13 protein-coding genes are annotated in these 15,110 nt (G+C 70.3%); 3 read left to right on the forward strand and 10 right to left on the reverse strand.

Annotation, left to right across the window (positions count from 1 at the left end; translation table 11 throughout):
• Nucleotides 1-49: 49 nt before the first annotated feature.
• The 10 genes from ACAM52_RS01710 to ACAM52_RS01755 all read right to left on the reverse strand — a co-directional run bounded on the left by ACAM52_RS01710 (nucleotide 50) and on the right by ACAM52_RS01755 (nucleotide 11,902).
• Entirely contained in the window at nucleotides 50-1,291 is a 1,242-nt protein-coding gene (locus ACAM52_RS01710) for a porin (RefSeq protein ID WP_369645935.1), read from the reverse strand.
• Between the two features lie 58 nt (nucleotides 1,292-1,349).
• Nucleotides 1,350-2,360 (reverse strand): YeiH family protein, encoded by a 1,011-nt coding sequence (locus ACAM52_RS01715; protein ID WP_369645936.1) that lies wholly within the window; start codon nucleotides 2,358-2,360, stop codon nucleotides 1,350-1,352.
• Nucleotides 2,361-2,367: 7 nt separating this feature from the next.
• Nucleotides 2,368-3,339, reverse strand: a complete 972-nt coding sequence (locus ACAM52_RS01720) for a quinone oxidoreductase (RefSeq protein WP_307694971.1) — start codon at nucleotides 3,337-3,339, stop codon at nucleotides 2,368-2,370.
• Between the two features lie 42 nt (nucleotides 3,340-3,381).
• The gene (locus tag ACAM52_RS01725; protein ID WP_369645937.1) at nucleotides 3,382-3,939 is read right to left on the reverse strand and encodes an RBBP9/YdeN family alpha/beta hydrolase; all 558 of its coding nucleotides are present in this window, start codon (nucleotides 3,937-3,939) and stop codon (nucleotides 3,382-3,384) included.
• Nucleotides 3,940-3,953: 14 nt separating this feature from the next.
• On the reverse strand, nucleotides 3,954-4,937 hold the full coding sequence (locus tag ACAM52_RS01730) for a tripartite tricarboxylate transporter substrate binding protein (protein ID WP_062482968.1): 984 nt from the start codon (nucleotides 4,935-4,937) through the stop codon (nucleotides 3,954-3,956).
• Between the two features lie 35 nt (nucleotides 4,938-4,972).
• The gene (locus ACAM52_RS01735; protein WP_062482971.1) at nucleotides 4,973-6,031 is read right to left on the reverse strand and encodes a 3-keto-5-aminohexanoate cleavage protein; all 1,059 of its coding nucleotides are present in this window, start codon (nucleotides 6,029-6,031) and stop codon (nucleotides 4,973-4,975) included.
• A gap of 48 nt (nucleotides 6,032-6,079) precedes the next feature.
• A complete protein-coding gene (locus tag ACAM52_RS01740; RefSeq protein WP_070062062.1) occupies nucleotides 6,080-6,988 on the reverse strand; it encodes a TauD/TfdA family dioxygenase in 909 nt (302 codons plus the stop codon).
• Between the two features lie 144 nt (nucleotides 6,989-7,132).
• Entirely contained in the window at nucleotides 7,133-9,829 is a 2,697-nt protein-coding gene (locus ACAM52_RS01745; protein WP_369645938.1) for a LuxR C-terminal-related transcriptional regulator, read from the reverse strand.
• Between the two features lie 46 nt (nucleotides 9,830-9,875).
• Nucleotides 9,876-10,907: an AraC family transcriptional regulator gene (locus ACAM52_RS01750; RefSeq protein ID WP_369645939.1), complete on the reverse strand. Its 1,032-nt coding sequence runs from the start codon at nucleotides 10,905-10,907 to the stop codon at nucleotides 9,876-9,878.
• Between the two features lie 23 nt (nucleotides 10,908-10,930).
• The gene (locus ACAM52_RS01755; RefSeq protein WP_369645940.1) at nucleotides 10,931-11,902 is read right to left on the reverse strand and encodes a quinone oxidoreductase; all 972 of its coding nucleotides are present in this window, start codon (nucleotides 11,900-11,902) and stop codon (nucleotides 10,931-10,933) included.
• Between the two features lie 197 nt (nucleotides 11,903-12,099).
• Between ACAM52_RS01755 and ACAM52_RS01760 the strand changes: the two genes are divergently transcribed.
• From ACAM52_RS01760 to ACAM52_RS01770, 3 genes are read left to right on the forward strand one after another with little or no spacing between them, the layout of a single operon-like run.
• Complete coding sequence (locus ACAM52_RS01760) at nucleotides 12,100-13,071, forward strand: Bug family tripartite tricarboxylate transporter substrate binding protein (RefSeq protein ID WP_369645941.1); 972 nt, start codon at nucleotides 12,100-12,102, stop codon at nucleotides 13,069-13,071.
• 31 nt (nucleotides 13,072-13,102) lie between these two features.
• Entirely contained in the window at nucleotides 13,103-13,945 is an 843-nt protein-coding gene (locus tag ACAM52_RS01765) for a TauD/TfdA family dioxygenase (protein WP_070062067.1), read from the forward strand.
• Nucleotides 13,946-13,995: 50 nt separating this feature from the next.
• Nucleotides 13,996-15,054: a 3-keto-5-aminohexanoate cleavage protein gene (locus ACAM52_RS01770; RefSeq protein ID WP_070062068.1), complete on the forward strand. Its 1,059-nt coding sequence runs from the start codon at nucleotides 13,996-13,998 to the stop codon at nucleotides 15,052-15,054.
• The last annotated feature ends 56 nt before the right edge of the window (nucleotides 15,055-15,110 follow it).

A 15,110-nucleotide genomic window follows, 5' to 3' on the forward strand; every position in this document is an offset into this window, starting at 1 on the left:
GCCACACCGAGGCGACGGCGCGGGGGGCGCCGCCGCTGTTTTCAGGCCGTCAGAAGGCCATGCGAATGCCAACGTCGTAGCCCAGCGCCCGATGCGGCTGCATGCCGTTGGTGGTCGCGTAGGCCGGCTGCGGGAAGATTGCCGGCAGGCTCAGCACCAGCGGCGTCACGCCCATCACCGTCGGGTTGTTGCGGCCGTTGGCGATGTGGATGCGCGCCACCGAGGCATACAACGCCGTGCGCTTGGAGAGGTTGTGCACGTAGCCCAGCGCCAGCTTGTTGACCGACGAGTTGCCGTCCGGCAGGCCCAAGCCGTTGACGAAGCGTACGCGTGCATACGAGGCGCGCACCACGCCCGCGCCCAGCGGCACGTTCACGCCGGCCATGAGGCCGTCGTAGCGGTCGCTCAGATTCAGCGCGCCGTTGGCAAACGGCGTGGCGCTGTGGCGCACGTCACGCACGCGCGACCATTCGCCGAACACCTTCACCACGCCGAAGTCGTACGAGGCGCCGAGGTTCAGGCTCTTGATCCTCTCGCTCTGCGCGGCGGCGCTGGCCAGCGTGCTCTCGCCGTAGCCCAGCGCCACGTCGGCCGGGCCGCTGGCCCAGCCGATGCGCCCGCCCACGTAGCGCCCGCGTTGCGAGGGGCTGTCGGGCGTGTTGCTGACCTTCGTGTTCTCGTGCAGCGCGTACTGCACCTGGCCGTAGAAGCCGCCCAGGTTCGGCGGCAGGAAGTAGCTGATGGCGTTGCTCGTGCGCAGGTAGCTGTCGGTGCCGGCCGAGAGCCCGCCGTTCAGCAGGCCGCCCGTGGCCAGCGCGCGCGAGGCCGCGATGTTGCTGTTGACCACCGCGATCAGGTTGGTGCCCACGCCGTTGACGCTGAAGGGGTCGAACACCGCGTCGTTCCAGAACGAGGCCGTGTAGTCGCGGCCCAGGCGCACTTCGCCGAAGGGCCCGCTGAGGCTGAGCGTGGAGCGGCGTCCGAAGTTCGTGATGCCGCTGCCCGTGTCGTTGCTCAGCGGCGCTTCCAGCCAGAAGCTCGCGGCCAGCCCGCCGCCCAGGTCCTCGGTGCCGCGAAAGCCGATGCGGCTGGACGCATTGCCCGAGGGCGACAGCACGGTCTGGCTCTGGCGCAGCTCGGCCGGGCGCAGCGGGTTGTACGAACTGCTGGTGGTGCGGTAGTGGCTCACGCCCGCGTCCATCACGCCGAACAGCGTGAGCGAGGACTGGGCGAGGGAAGCGCCGGCAGCGAGGGTCGCGGCCGCGGCGGCGATGAGGGTCTTCTTCTTCATGGTCTTGTCTCCTGGTTGTTGTGTGTGTTGTCGTCTCTGTCGTCGTGGGGGCTGCGTGTCAGGGCGCCCAGCGCAGCAGCGCGAGCACCAGCGCGGCGATGAAGACGGTCTCGCCGACCATCAGCACCACCGGCTTGAGGCCCACGTCGACCAGCTCGCGCAGTTGCGTCTTCATGCCGATGCCGGCCATGGCCGCCACCAGGAACCAGCGCGACAGGTCGCTGCCCGCGGTGGCGAGCGACGGCGGCAGCCAGCCCGTGCTGTTGAGCGCCACCAGCGCGGCGAACGCCACCGCGAACCACGGCAGCAGCGGCGGGCGCTGGCCGCCCACGGCCTTGCCGGTGGCGCGCGTGAACATCACGGCGAACAGGATGACCGGCAGCAGCGCCGCCACGCGCATCAGCTTGACCAGCGTGGCCGTGTCGCCCGTGGCCTGCGACATGCCGTAGCCCGCGCCCACCACCTGCGCCACGTCGTGGATGGTGGCGCCCAGGAACACGCCGGCCGTGTGCGCGTCCATGCCCAGGGCGCGCGCGATCAGGGGGTAGGCGATCATCGTGAGCGTCGACAGCGCCGACACGCCCACCACCGTGAACAGCGTGGCGCGTTCCTTCAGCGGATGCGGCGGCAGCGCCGCGGCCAGCGCCAGCGCGGCCGAGGCGCCGCAGATCGCGGTGGCGCCGCCGCTGAGCAGGCCGAACAGCACGTTGAAGCCCATCAGCCGTGCCACGACCATCGACACGCCGATGGTCAGCACCAGCGACACCGCCACCAGCAGCACCGGGTGCCAGCCCAGCGCCACCACCTGCGCGGCCGTGATGCGCAGCCCGAGCAGCGCCACGCCCCAGCGCAGCACGTGACGCGCGGTGAACTCGATGCCGGGCTTGCACGGGCCTTCGGCCGAAAGAAAGTTCATCGCCATGCCGAGGATGAGCGCGAACAGCATCACCGGCGCACCGTAGTGCTGCGACAAGAAGGTGGACGCGGCGGCGACCACCGCGCAGGCGAGCACGCCGGGAAAGAGCAGGCGGCCGCGCGCCGGCCATGCGGCGACAGACAGAGCGGTCATGAAAATCTCAGGGCACGAGCACGGTGGCGCCGGTGGTCTTGCGACCTTCGAGCGCGCGGTGCGCTTCGGCGGCATCGGCCAGCGCGAAGCTCTGCTGAGGCTCGCTCACGATGCGGCCGGCCAGCACGTGGCCGAACAATTCGTCGGCCATCGACAGCATGTGCGGGCGCGGGTGGATGTAGTGAACCATCGCGGGTCGCGTGAGCCAGATCGAACCCTTGGCGGCCAGGACCTGCGAATCGACGACCACGGCGCCCGACGACGTGCCGTTGCTCACCAAGGTACCGCGCGGCTGCAGGCAATCGAGCGAGGCTTCCAGCGTGTCCTTGCCCACCGAGTCGTACACGACGGGCACGCCTTTCCCCTCGGTGATCTCGCGCACGCGCTGGGCGATGTTCTCGCGCGAGGTCACGATGGTGTGGGTGCAGCCGTTGGCCTTGGCGACCGCAGCCTTCTCGTCGGTGCTGACAGTGCCGATCATGGTGACGCCCATCGCACGCGCCCACTGACAGGCGATGAGGCCCACACCACCGGCGGCTGCGTGGTACAGGATGGTCTCGCCACCTTTCAATGGATAGACCTGGCGGAAGAGGTACTGCGCTGTCATGCCCTTCATCATCAGCGTGGCAGCGGTGCGATCGGAGATGCCATCGGGCAGCGGGATGAGTACGTCAGCGGGCATCACGCGTACTTGCGAATACGCACCCTGCGGCCCGATGAGGTAGCCCACGCGATCTCCCACGCGGATGTCGGTCACGCCCGGGCCCACGGCCTCGACCACGCCCACGGCATCGGAGCCCAAGCCATTGGGCAGTGCGAGCGGATAGCGCCCCGTACGGAAGTAGATGTCGATGAAGTTGACCGCGATGAGGCTGTGGCGCACGCGCGCCTGGCCCGGGCCGGGTTCACCGACTTCGACGTGTTCGAGTTGGAGCACGTCGGCGCTGCCGGTCTCGTGGAAGCGGATGGCTTGGACCATGGGAATTTCTTTCGGTAGGAAGGGCGGGCGGGCAGAGAGGGCTCAGCCCGCCGAGAGTTCGTCGATAAAGGCCTGCGCGCCCGGCCATTCGCCGTAGCCCGAGGCGGGGTTGAGGTGGCCGACCTCGCCGAGGTCGACCAGGCGGCTGCCCCAGCCCTGCGCCATCTGCACCACGCGCTCGAACGGCGCCAGCGGGTCGTTGCGGCTGGCCGCCACGATGCTCGGGAACGGCAGCGGCCCGGTCGGCACCGGCAGCCAGCCGCCGGCGCGCAGGGCCTCGACGCTGGGGTAGCCCTCGGGCATCGGCCGCTCGAAGTCGGGTGGCGTGGCCAGCAGGGCGCCGCGCACCGGCCGGCGCGTGCGCTGCGCCCAGTGCGCCAGCATCACCACGCCGCCGCTGTGCGCCACGATGACCAGCGGCCCCTCGACCGCCTGCGCCTCGCGCTCGATGGCTTCCACGCGCGCGGCGCAGTCGAGGTCGTCGCGGCCCATGGGCGGCACCGCGCGCACGCGCGGCAGGCGTGCGGCGAGCAGGGTCTGCCAGTGGCTGGCGACGGCGTCGCGCAGGCCGGGAACGATGAGGACGGTGGGTGCGGTCATGTCGGCCTGCACCCTCACTGGTTGAGCTGGATGTTGTAGGTCTTGACGATCCGCGCGTTGCGCTCGTACTCGTCGTGCGTGATCTTCGCGAGCTGCTCGGGGCTCTCGCTGGTCATCGGCACGAAGTTCTGCGCGATGAGCCGCTCCCGCACCTTCGGCGAGGAGGCGGCCTTCGTGAGGACCGCATTGATCCGCTTGACGAGGTCGTCGGGCATCCTGGCCGACACGATGGCGCCGGCCCAGTTCGAGAAGTCGATCTCGTCGAAGCCCTGCTCGGCCATCGTGGGCACATCCGGCAGCTGGGCCAGCCGGGTCTTGGCCCCGACCCCGAAGACCTTCACCTTGCCGGCCTTGATCAGCGGCAGCGACGTGACGATGCCGTCGAACAGGATGTCGACCTGGCTGCCCATCAGGTTCTGCAGTGCCGGCGGCGAGCCCGGGAACGGCACGTGCTGCAGGTCCAGCCCCGCCTTGCGGGCAAAGATGGCGCCGGCGTAGTGCGAGCTGGTGCCCGCGGAGTACGAGGCGTAGCTGCCCGGGCTGCCCTTGCCGGTCTTCAGGTAGGCGATGAGGCCCTTCAGGTCGTTGGCCGGCACCGACGGCGCGCTCACCAGCACCATCGCCGAGCGCGCCACCATGGTCACCGGCTTCACGTCCTTGACCGGGTCGAAGCTGGTCTTCATCACCAGGGGAATCTCGGTCAGGATGTTGCTGACCATGAACATGATGGTCTGCCCGTCGGGCGGTGCGCTGTTGAGCGCCTGCACCCCGATGGCGCCACCGGCGCCCGGCTTGTTGTCGACGATCACCGGCTGCCCGATCTCGGCCGAGATCGCGTCGGACAACACGCGGGCCACGACGTCCATGGTGCCGCCCGCGGGCGCCGGCACCACGATCCGCACCGGCTTGGTGGTCCAGGCATGGGCGAGCAGGGGCGCGGCGGCCAGGGCGGCTGCCCAGGGCTTCAGGCGGCGAAGGATGTTGTGGGTTTTTTTCATCGCGATGTCTCCAGGTGTTCCGGTGCCGGGGGGGCTCAGGCCGCCTTGCGCAGGAAGCCCTGCTGCGCGCCGTTGCGGTTCGGCGCGAAGCCGTTGGCCGCCAGCGATTCCTCGACGGTGTCGTAGAACACGCCGATCTTGGAAATCTCGCGCGCCTGCTTGGCGGTGGCGATGGGGCGGCCGAACTGGCGCGAGATGGCCACCAGCTGCTCGACCTGCGCCACCGTGCCCATCTTGGCGGAGCGCGACTGGTTCCAGAGGTTGTCCTCGATGCCGCAGCGCACGTGCAGGCCCATGGCGATGCCCATCATGTTCACGGGCAGCACGTTGCGCATGGAGCTTTCCACCGTGAGCACCGCGCCGTCGGGCACGGCGCGCACGAAGTTGGCCAGGCTGTAGATGTTGGGCACGTCCATGCCGCCGCCGATGGCCACCCAGTTCATGACCAGCGGGCCCTTGTAGACGCCACGGCGCATCAGCCGCTCGACCGAGTCGAAGCTGTTGATGTTGTAGCACTGGAAGGCGCTCTGGATGCCGGCCTTGGTGAGGCGGCGGATGTGCTCCTCGGCCCAGCCCGGCTGCGCGGGCACGGTCATTTCCTTGTAGGCGCGGTAGACCTCGGGGTCTTCCATCGAGGTGCCCCGGGTATCGGCGTCGTCCCAGTGCTCGACCACGTTCATCTGCGAGGTGTTGATGGTCACCGTCACCTGGTCGGGCGTGGGCTCCAGCTCGGCCAGCATGTGGCGCGTGTCGTCGCTCAGCCACTTGGCGGCGGCGCCTTCGCTCTCGGGCGCGAAGCTGATCGAGCCGCCCACCTGGATGATCATTTCGGGCACGGCCTTGCGAACGCCGGCGATCAGCTCGTTGAATTTCGACAGCCGCTTGCTGCCCTTGCCGTCGAGCTCGCGCACATGCAAGTGCAGCACCGTCGCGCCGGCGTTGTAGCAATCGACCGCCTTCTGGATCTGCTGCTCCATGGTGACGGGGATGTCTTCCGGAAAGTCGGCGGGCACCCACGACGGTGCGTAGGGTGCGGCGGTGATGACCAGCGGCTGCTGGTTTTCGGGGAACAGATGGCCGTCGAGAAAGTTCATGGCAGGACCTCGGTGGAAAGGGAAGAAAGGGGAGGGGGCGGCGCCCGCTCAGAAGACCGCGTCGCCGACGATGCCGGCGCGTTCCATCTTTCGATGGCAGGGCGGGTAGTCCATGACCGCGTAGTGCTGGGTCGAGCGGTTGTCCCACATGGCCACGTCGCCCGGCTGCCAGCGCCAGCGCACCTGGTACTCGGGGATCTGCACCTGGCTCACGAGGTAGGCCAGCAGCAGGGCGGCACCGGGCTGGTAGTCCTGCCCGTAGCGCACGTTGGCCGGCGTGTGGAAGTTGGTGAAGTGGGTCGTGAAGCCGTTGACGAACAGGATCTTCTCGCCCGTGTCGGGGTGCGTGCGCACCACCGGGTGCTCGGCGTCGGGAAACTGGGCCTTCAGCGCCAGGCGCTTCTCGATCGGCATCGCGGCGCCGAAGGTGGCCTCGATGCTGTGGCGCGCGCGCAGCCCGGCGATCTGCTGCTGGATGTGCGCGGGCAGCTTCTCGAAGGCCAGCGCCATGTTGGCCCACATGGTGTCGCCGCCCACCGGCGGGCATTCGACGCAGCGCAGCACGCAGCCGAAGGGCGGCTTCTCGCGCCAGGTGGCGTCGGTGTGCCAGCTGTTCTCGTAGCGGTCGACCGGCGTCTCGGGGTTCTTGTAGATGCGCACCAGGCCCGGGTGCTCGGGGTCGCTGCCGACCACGGGGTGGTCCTCGAGCTCGCCGAAGTGGCGGGCGAAGGTGACGTGCTCGGCGCGCGTGAGTTCCTGCTGGCGGAAGAACAGCACCTTGTGCTGCACCAGCAATGCGCGGATCTCGGCCGCCAGGCCGGCGTCGCGCGAGGCTTCGGCCAGCGACACGTGGCGCAGCTCGGCGCCGATGGCGCAGGTCACGGGGTGGACCTGGAGGCCGCGCGTGTGCACGGCGGGGGCCCCGTTCGAGAGGCCTGGCTGGATCGTGGAACCCATGTGTCTTGTCTCCTGTGCCGGTCGGGGAGTGCCGCTGTGTCTTTGCGGCGGTGACCGTGCTGGAAGCAAGAATAGGTCGGGGCCCCTGCGCGCGCCCCCTCCTCGCAGGAGGGGGAGGCGGTCCTGGAGGGGAGGGAGAAACCCTCAGTGCCCGGCGGCGAGCAGCCCCAGGATGCGCGCGCGCTGCACCACCTGCGTGCGCGTGCCGGCGTCGAGCTTGGCGAACAGGTTCTTCACATGCCACTTGACGGTGGTTTCGCCCACCTGCATGGCGCGCCCGATTTCCTTGTTCGACAGGTTGCGCGCCAGCAGCACCAGCACCTCGCCCTCCTTGGGTGTGAGCACGGCGCCGGGTGATGCGGGTGTTGCAGGCGCAAGCGCAGGCGGCACGGCGGGCGCAAGGGGCGCGACCGCGATCTCGGCCTGCGCGCCCTCGGCCGCGAGCGTGCCGACCCAGGCGCCCAGCTCGGGGTGCGCGTCGGAGAACACGCGCTGCAGCCCGTAGGCGCGTGCCAGGTCCATGGCCTCGCGCAGCAGCGCCTGCGCCGGTTGGCCGCAGCGCTCCAGCGCCAGCGCGCGCAGGCCCAGCAGCTCGATGTGCAGGCCGCCCTGCTTGCGCTGGCGCGCCTGTTCGTCGGCACGCGCCAGCTTCGCGAGGGCGTCGGGCCAGTCGCGCGCGGCGATGGCCGCATGGGCGCGCGCCACGTCGCGCAGTGCTTCCACGCTGCGCCGCCACAGTGGGCCCTGCGGCAGCGTGGGGTCGGCCAGTTGTGCGTCGATGCGCTCGCACAGTTCGCGGCAGGTCTGGGCGCGGTGGCGCTGCGCATGCAGGCGCACCTGCTCGGCCAGGCTGGCGATGCGCAGCCGCGGCAGGCGCCGCGCGGCGCCTGCCGCGTCCAGCGCGTCCAGCAGTTCCAGCGCGCGGTGCTCGGCGCCTTCGGCCGCCGCGATGCGCGCTGCCGTGCGGTAGGCCTGCAGCAGCGACTCGGGCAGGCCGCTGTGCTCCAGCACGTCGAGGCGATCGGCCAGCAGCGTGGCGGCGTCGCCGGGCAGGTCGCGCTCCCAGGCCACCGACGCGAGCAGCGCGGCCAGGTTGCAGCTGAAGCGGTGGCGCCGGCCCATCTCGGCCTCGGCGCCGGCCACGGCGGGGCGCAGCAGCTGCTCGGCCAGCAGCACCTGGCCTTCCCACGCATAGCTCAGGCCGATGACCAGCTCGCTCCAGCGCCGGATGTAGTCGACGCCGTGGCCCGGATGCCCGCGCAGGGCCTGCTGCTGGCGCAGGCGCGCGAGCGCGGGCTCGCCCTCGAGCAGCGCGCGGTAGGCCATGCGGTTGGCATGCGACTGCAGCAGCAGCGGGTCGGTCAGCGGCACGGCCTCGGTCCACGGCGCGTGCAGTTCGACGAAGCGGTCGGGGTCGTCCGCGAACACGGCGGCGCCGCCGAGGATCAGCGCGCATTCGCAGCGCAGCGCGTCGCTCACATCGGGTTGCGCCAGGATGCGCGCCACGAAGCGGCCGGCTTCTTCATGCCGCTCGCTCGATGCGAGCGTCCATGCCGCGGCCAGCAGCAGGCGCGGGCGGCGGTCGAGTTCGTCGGCCGGCATCTGCGCCATCCATTCGAGCACCGTGGCCTGCCGGCCGCGCCGCATGAGCGATTCGTACAGGCTGCGCTCCGCGAGCTCGTAGGCGGTCTGGTGCTGGCCCGCGCTCAGCGCGTGGTGGGCGGCCTCGTCGAGCAGCTCGTGCGCGGCCAGCCACTGCGCCGCGCGCGCATGCGCCGCCACCTGCTCGGCGGCGTCGAGCGCGGCGAAGCGCTGGCGCAGCACGTCGCGCGCCAGCGCATGCATGCGCAGCCACTCGCCCCCTTCGGCGGCGGCGAACACCGGCGTGTCGTTGCTCAGCCGCGCCAGCCGCGCCGCGGCGTCGTCGACGCCGGAAACGGCGCGGCACAGCTCGGGGTGCAGCAGGTCGAGCACGGCGATGCGGGCCAGGAAGTCGCGGTCGTCGGGGTCGAGGTTGACCAGCAGCAGCCGCACCAGCTCGCCCTGCAGTTCGCCGGCGGCGGCCGTCATGTCGCCCAGCACCGTGTGCGCGGCGTGCGCGTCGGCCCCGCGCGAGATGATGGTCGTGGCCAGCTGCAGGCCCAGCGGCCAGCCTTCGGTCAGCTCGTGCAGCCGGGCGGCGGTGTTGCGGTCGACGCGCGCGCCGAAGCGCGCCTGCACCAGCTGCAGCGTCTCGTCGAGGCTGAACTTCAGCAGCGCCGGGCCGATCTCCACGCACTGCCCGTAGGCCACGAGGTCTTCGATGTCGAGCCGGCCGTCGGGGCGCGTGGCAATGAGCGTGCGCACGTTGGGTGGCGCGTTGCGCAGCAGGTAGGCCAGCGCCTCGCGCGAGGCCGGCGGCAGGCGGTCGGCCTCGTCGATGACCAGCACCACGTTCAAGGCCGCCTGCGCCAGCTCGACCAGCAGCGCCGTGACGCTGCCGAGCGTGCCGGGCCGGTCGTCCTGGAACAGGCTGCGCCCGAACGCGGGGCGGCCCATGGCGACGCGCAGCGCCAGCGCCAGGCTCTGCACCAGCCGGCCCGGGTCGTCCTGGCTCTGCGCCGAGACCCAGCCGACCGGCACGCCCAGGCCCAGGTACTCCAGCCGCCACTGCGCCAGCAGCGAGGTCTTGCCGAAGCCCGAGGGCGCCTGCACCACGAACACCGCGTGGTCGCGCAGCGCGTCGGCGCTCGACAGGAGCCGCGCGCGCGAGACCAGGTGACGCGGGACACGGGGCGGCGTCACCTTGAGCAGCAGCTCGCGCGGGGCGCCGCTCGCATCGGGGGGCGGGAAAGTGGCCAAGGCTCGTTCGTGCTCGTGGAGGGAAGAACGGGCCCGATTCTCCACGTCAATCGCGCGAGGCCGAAGCGCGGCGCGGCGCCCCCCGCCGCGCGCGGCTGGCCTTCGCGCTGCAGCCGTACTGCGCATGGAACCAGCGCGACAGCCCGCTGGGCGCGCAGAAGCCGAGCAGGCCCGCGACCTCGGCCAGTGGGCGGTCGCCCTCCAGCACGTGGCGCACGGCGAGTTCCTTGCGCACGTCGTTGACGATGGCCGAGAAGCTCTGGCCGTCGTCGGCGAGCCGGCGCTGGATCGTGCGGCATTCCACGCCCACGTGCGCCGACACCTGCGCGATGCTGCAGCGCCCGCTGGGCAGGAGCAGCAGCACCGCACGCCGCACGTCGCCCGGCAGCGCGTCGCCGGGCGCAGGCGCTGCCGCGTCGAGCAGCTGCCGCGCATAGCGCGCCATGGCCGGGTCGGCCGAGGGGTTGGGCGCGTCCAGGTCGTCGCGCGCGCAGACGATGCCGTGGAAGTCCTGGTCGAAGGCGACGGCCGCGCCCAGCACGCGATGGTGCGTGCGCAGGTCGCGCGGCGCGGGGTGCGCCAGGCACACGCGCCGGGGCTGCCAGTCGGCGCCGAGAAGCTGGCGCAGGAGGCGCAGCATCACGCCCAGCGCCAGTTCGATGCGCTGGCGCGTGGCGCGGTGCGCCTTGCCGGGCTGCACTTCCTCGCGGATGACCACCACCTGGCCGAAGGCCTCGACCATCAGCGACAGCGAGCCGTTGAGCAGCGGCTGGTAGCGCATCAGCACGTCGAGCGAATCGCGCAGCGTCGGCTGCTCGCGCACCAGCAGGCCGACGGCCCCGAGGTTCGACAGCCGCCGCCCCTCGGCCATGCACAGCCCGAAGCTGTCGTTGCCCGAACGCTCGGCCGAGGCCTGCAGCAGCGCGGCGACGCGGTCGACCGGAATCATCAGGTCGGGCTCGTCCAGCACGCGGGGACTCAGGCCGGCGTCCAGGAGCATGCGCGCCGGGTCGAGGCCGCTGGCGCGGGCGACCTCGCGGTAGTGGGTGAGGCTTGCCGCGCGGACCAGGGAGGACATCGCAAGTCCGCACGTGGCAGTTCTCAGGGCACGAGCACGGTGGCGCCGGTGGTCTTGCGGCCTTCGAGCGCGCGGTGCGCCTCGGCGGCATCGGCCAGTGCGAAGCTCTGCTGGGGCTCGCTCACGATGCGGCCGGCCAGCACGTGGCCGAAGAGTTCGTCGGCCATGCTGAGCATGTGCGGGCGCGGGTGGATGTAATGAACCATCGCGGGCCGCGTGAGCCAGATCGAGCCCTTCGCCGCCAGCAGCTTGGTGTCGAGGACCACGGCGCCGGAAGACGTGCCGTTGCTCACCAGCGTGCCGCGTGGTTGCAGGCAATCGAGCGAGGCTTCCAGCGTGTCCTTGCCCACCGAGTCGTACACGACCGGCACGCCCTTGCCTTCGGTGATCTCGCGCACGCGCTGGGCGATGTTCTCGCGCGAGGTCACGATGGTGTGCGTGCAGCCGTTGGCCTTGGCGACGGCGGCTTTCTCGTCGGTGCTCACGGTGCCGATCATCGTGACGCCCATCGCACGCGCCCACTGGCAGGCGATGAGACCGACGCCGCCGGCCGCTGCGTGGTACAGGATCGTCTCGCCGCCCTTCAGTGGATAGACCTGCCGGAACAGGTACTGCGCCGTCATGCCCTTCATCATCAATGTGGCAGCGGTGCGATCGGAGATGCCATCGGGCAGCGGAATCAGCACGTCGGCGGGCATCACGCGTACTTGCGAATACGCCCCCTGCGGCCCGATGAGGTAGCCCACGCGATCGCCCACGCGGATGTCGGTCACGCCCGGCCCCACGGCCTCGACCACGCCCACGGCGTCGGAGCCGAGGCCATTGGGCAGCGCGAGCGGATAGCGCCCCGTGCGGAAATAGATGTCGATGAAGTTGACGGCGATGAGGCTGTGGCGCACGCGCGCCTGGCCCGGGCCGGGCTCGCCGACCTCGACGTGTTCGAGTTGGAGCACGTCGGCGCTGCCGGTCTCGTGGAAGCGGATGGCCTGGTTCATGGTGCGTCTCCTGGTGTGTGTGGGGGCTGTATGGAACGGATTCTTGCGGCGCGTGGCGGCGGCGGGAAGCGTGGTCTTGGCGATGTCCCAAATTGGCAAATCGATGCCCCAATAAAGCAAGAAATGCGGACGGGGTGCGCCGGATACTGACGGCATCGGCCCACCGAGGCCTGCAAGACAACAACCGGAGACACCCCATGAAACTGCTGCACTTTGGACGCGCCGCCGCCGTGGCGCTGGTCGGATGCTCGATGGCCCTCGGGGCCTGGGCGCTGGGCGACAAGCCCGTCAAGCTCATCGTTCCCGCGCCGCCGGGCGGCACGATGGACATCGTGGCCCGCGTCGTCGGGCAGCAGATGGCGCTGGACATCGGCCGCCCCGTGATCGTCGAGAACCGCCCCGGCGCGGGCGGCTCCATCGGCCTGCAGGCCATGCTGCAGGCGCCGGCCGACGGCAACACCATCGTGATGGCCGCCAGCAACGTGCTGGCCGAGACGCCGCAGGTCGTGAAGATGCCCTTCGATCCGCTGAAGGACGTGGTGCCCATCGGCTCGGTGGCACGCTCGGGCGTGGTGCTCGTCACGGCCGCGAACTTCCCGGCCAAGGACTTCCAGGGCCTCGTCGCCGAGCTGAAGACGCGCAAGGGCAAGGCCAGCTTCGCCAGCTACAGCCCCGGCACCGTGTCGCAGTACGCCGGCCTCATCCTCAGCGACCGCGCCGGGCTCGACCTGCAGCACATCGGCTACCCCGGCTCGCCGCCCGCGCTGCAGGACCTGCTGGGCGGCCAGGTCGACCTGATGTTCGACGGCATGCTCACCTCGATGCCGCTCATCAAGGCCGGCAAGCTGCGCCCCTATGCCTTCACCGGCAAGACCCGCTCGCGCTTCCTGCCCGAGCTGCCCACCACCACCGAGCTGGGCTACCCCGACCTGCAGTTCCGCGGCTGGGTCGGCTTCATCGGCTCGGCCAAGCTGCCGGCCGACGTGATGGCAAAGCTCCATGCCGCGATCGAGAAGGCTGGCCAGGCGCCCGCCGTGCAGCAGAAGCTGCTCGACGTGGGCCTGGAGCCCGAACTCAGCGTCGACACGCCCGCGCTCATCGCCGAGACCCGCGCGCTGTCCGAGCGCAACGCGGCCATCGTCAAGAAGTACCGCATCCAGGCGAACTGAGCGGCACGCGCCAGTCCATCGGAGACCTCTCATGAAGATCAGACCCCTCACGCCGTCCATCGGCGCCGAAATCTCGGACGTCCACCTGGGCGAGGCCTCGCGCGACCCCGAGTGCTTTGCGTCGATCCGCGCCGCGCTGCTCAAGCACAAGGTGCTTTTCTTCCGCGGCCAGGACATCGAGCGCGCCGAGCACGTCGCCTTCGCACGCTGCTTCGGCGAACTGGAAGACCACCCCGTGGTCGGCAGCGACCCCGAGCACCCGGGCCTCGTGCGCATCTACCGCAGCGACAACAAGCACAGCTACGAGAACACCTACCACTGCGACGGCCTGTGGCGCCAGAGCCCCGCCATGGGCGCGGTGCTGCGCTGCATCGAATGCCCCGAGGTCGGCGGCGACACCATCTGGGTGAACATGGTGCAGGCGCACGACGAGCTGCCCGACGAGATCAAGCAGAAGATCGGCAAGCTGCGCGCCAAGGCCAGCATCGAGCATTCGTTCGGCGCCGTGATGCCGATGGAAGCGCGCCTCAAGCTGGGCCAGGACCATCCGCCCGTGGAGCACCCCGTGGTGCGCACGCACCCCGAGACCGGCGAGAAGGTGCTCTACGTGGGCAGCTTCACCACGCACTTCGTGAACTACAGCACCCCCGAGAACGTGCGCCACGGCATCGACAAGACACCGGGCGCGGCGCTGCTGCTGAACTACCTGCTCAGCCGCGCCACCATTCCCGAGTACCAGGTGCGCTGGTCGTGGCAGCCGGGCGACGTGGTCGTCTGGGACAACCGCAGCACGCAGCACTACGCGCTGAACGACTACTGGCCCGCGCCACGAAAGATGGAACGCGCCGGCATCGTCGGCGACGTACCGTACTGAGCACCGCCGCCGCATCCGCCCCCCGCCTCGCCACCTGACAGACGCACGCCATGAACTTCCTCGACGGCCATCTCTTTCCCGAAAACCAGCAGCCGCTGATCATCACCGCCGCGCCCTATGCACCGGGCTGGCTTCCTTCCGACTTCCCGGGCGAGATCCCGGTCACGATGGAAGAGCAGATCCAGAAGGCGGTCGATTGCTACAACGCCGGCGCCACGGTGCTGCACCTGCATGTGCGCGAACTCGACGGCAAGGGCAGCAAGCGCCTCTCGAAGTTCAACGAGCTGATCGCCGGCGTGCGTGCGCGCGTGCCCGAAATGATCATCCAGGTGGGCGGCTCGATCAGCTTCGCGCCCGAGAGCGAAGGCGCGGCCGCCAAGTGGCTCAGCGACGACACGCGCCACATGCTGGCCGAGCTGGAGCCCACGCCCGACCAGGTGACGGTGACGGTCAACACCTCGCAGATGAACGTCACCGAGCACGCCGAGTTGGCCGACTTCAAGGGCACCTCGCGCGAGATCCCGGCCATCTTCGAGGCCTACAAGGAGATGACGGTGCCGGCGCAGCCGGGCTGGGTCGAGGAGCACATCCGCCGCCTCACGAAGGCGGGCATCCAGAGCGCCTTCCAGTGCTACAACATCAACAGCTTCGAGTCGGTCGAACGGCTCATGCGGCGCGGTGTGTACAAGGGCCCGCTGGTGATGAACTGGGTGGCGATCAGCGGCGGCATGGACGCGCCGAACATCTACAACCTGGCCAACTTCGTGCGCGCCGTGCCCGACGGTGCCGTGCTCACGGTGGAAAGCTCGGTGCGCAACGTGCTGCCCGTGAACATGATGGGCATCGCCATGGGCCTGCATGTGCGCTGCGGCACCGAGGACGTGCTGTGGAACCAGACGCGCACCGCCAAGATCGGCACCGTGGCGCAGATCGAGCAGCTGGTCGCCATCTCGCGCCAGTTCGGGCGCCCCATCGCCACGGCGCAGCAGGCGCGCGAGATCTCGAAGATCGGCGTGTTCTACGAGACGGCCGAAGAATCGCTCGCCGCCAACGGCTTTGCGCCGAACCGCAACGGAGGCAACCAGGGCTTCCTGCGCAAGGCGGCCTGAGAAGAAGGACGATGGCGATGACGAGGCGTTTGACGCACGCCGCCTGGCGCCTGCTG

The organism is Variovorax sp. V118 (genome assembly GCF_041154445.1).
GTDB lineage: Bacteria > Pseudomonadota > Gammaproteobacteria > Burkholderiales > Burkholderiaceae_C > Variovorax > Variovorax boronicumulans.

What these genes read in the sequence shown, in the direction of transcription:
- ACAM52_RS01730 (WP_062482968.1), bottom strand. Translation starts at nt 4,937, where the DNA reads ATGAAAAAAACCCACAACATCCTTCGCCGCCTGAAGCCCTGGGCAGCC.
- ACAM52_RS01760 (WP_369645941.1), top strand. Translation starts at nt 12,100, where the DNA reads ATGAAACTGCTGCACTTTGGACGCGCCGCCGCCGTGGCGCTGGTCGGA.
- ACAM52_RS01715 (WP_369645936.1), bottom strand. Translation starts at nt 2,360, where the DNA reads ATGACCGCTCTGTCTGTCGCCGCATGGCCGGCGCGCGGCCGCCTGCTC.
- ACAM52_RS01770 (WP_070062068.1), top strand. Translation starts at nt 13,996, where the DNA reads ATGAACTTCCTCGACGGCCATCTCTTTCCCGAAAACCAGCAGCCGCTG.
- ACAM52_RS01710 (WP_369645935.1), bottom strand. Translation starts at nt 1,291, where the DNA reads ATGAAGAAGAAGACCCTCATCGCCGCCGCGGCCGCGACCCTCGCTGCC.
- ACAM52_RS01735 (WP_062482971.1), bottom strand. Translation starts at nt 6,031, where the DNA reads ATGAACTTTCTCGACGGCCATCTGTTCCCCGAAAACCAGCAGCCGCTG.
- ACAM52_RS01740 (WP_070062062.1), bottom strand. Translation starts at nt 6,988, where the DNA reads ATGGGTTCCACGATCCAGCCAGGCCTCTCGAACGGGGCCCCCGCCGTG.
- ACAM52_RS01755 (WP_369645940.1), bottom strand. Translation starts at nt 11,902, where the DNA reads ATGAACCAGGCCATCCGCTTCCACGAGACCGGCAGCGCCGACGTGCTC.
- ACAM52_RS01725 (WP_369645937.1), bottom strand. Translation starts at nt 3,939, where the DNA reads ATGACCGCACCCACCGTCCTCATCGTTCCCGGCCTGCGCGACGCCGTC.
- ACAM52_RS01765 (WP_070062067.1), top strand. Translation starts at nt 13,103, where the DNA reads ATGAAGATCAGACCCCTCACGCCGTCCATCGGCGCCGAAATCTCGGAC.
- ACAM52_RS01750 (WP_369645939.1), bottom strand. Translation starts at nt 10,907, where the DNA reads ATGTCCTCCCTGGTCCGCGCGGCAAGCCTCACCCACTACCGCGAGGTC.
- ACAM52_RS01720 (WP_307694971.1), bottom strand. Translation starts at nt 3,339, where the DNA reads ATGGTCCAAGCCATCCGCTTCCACGAGACCGGCAGCGCCGACGTGCTC.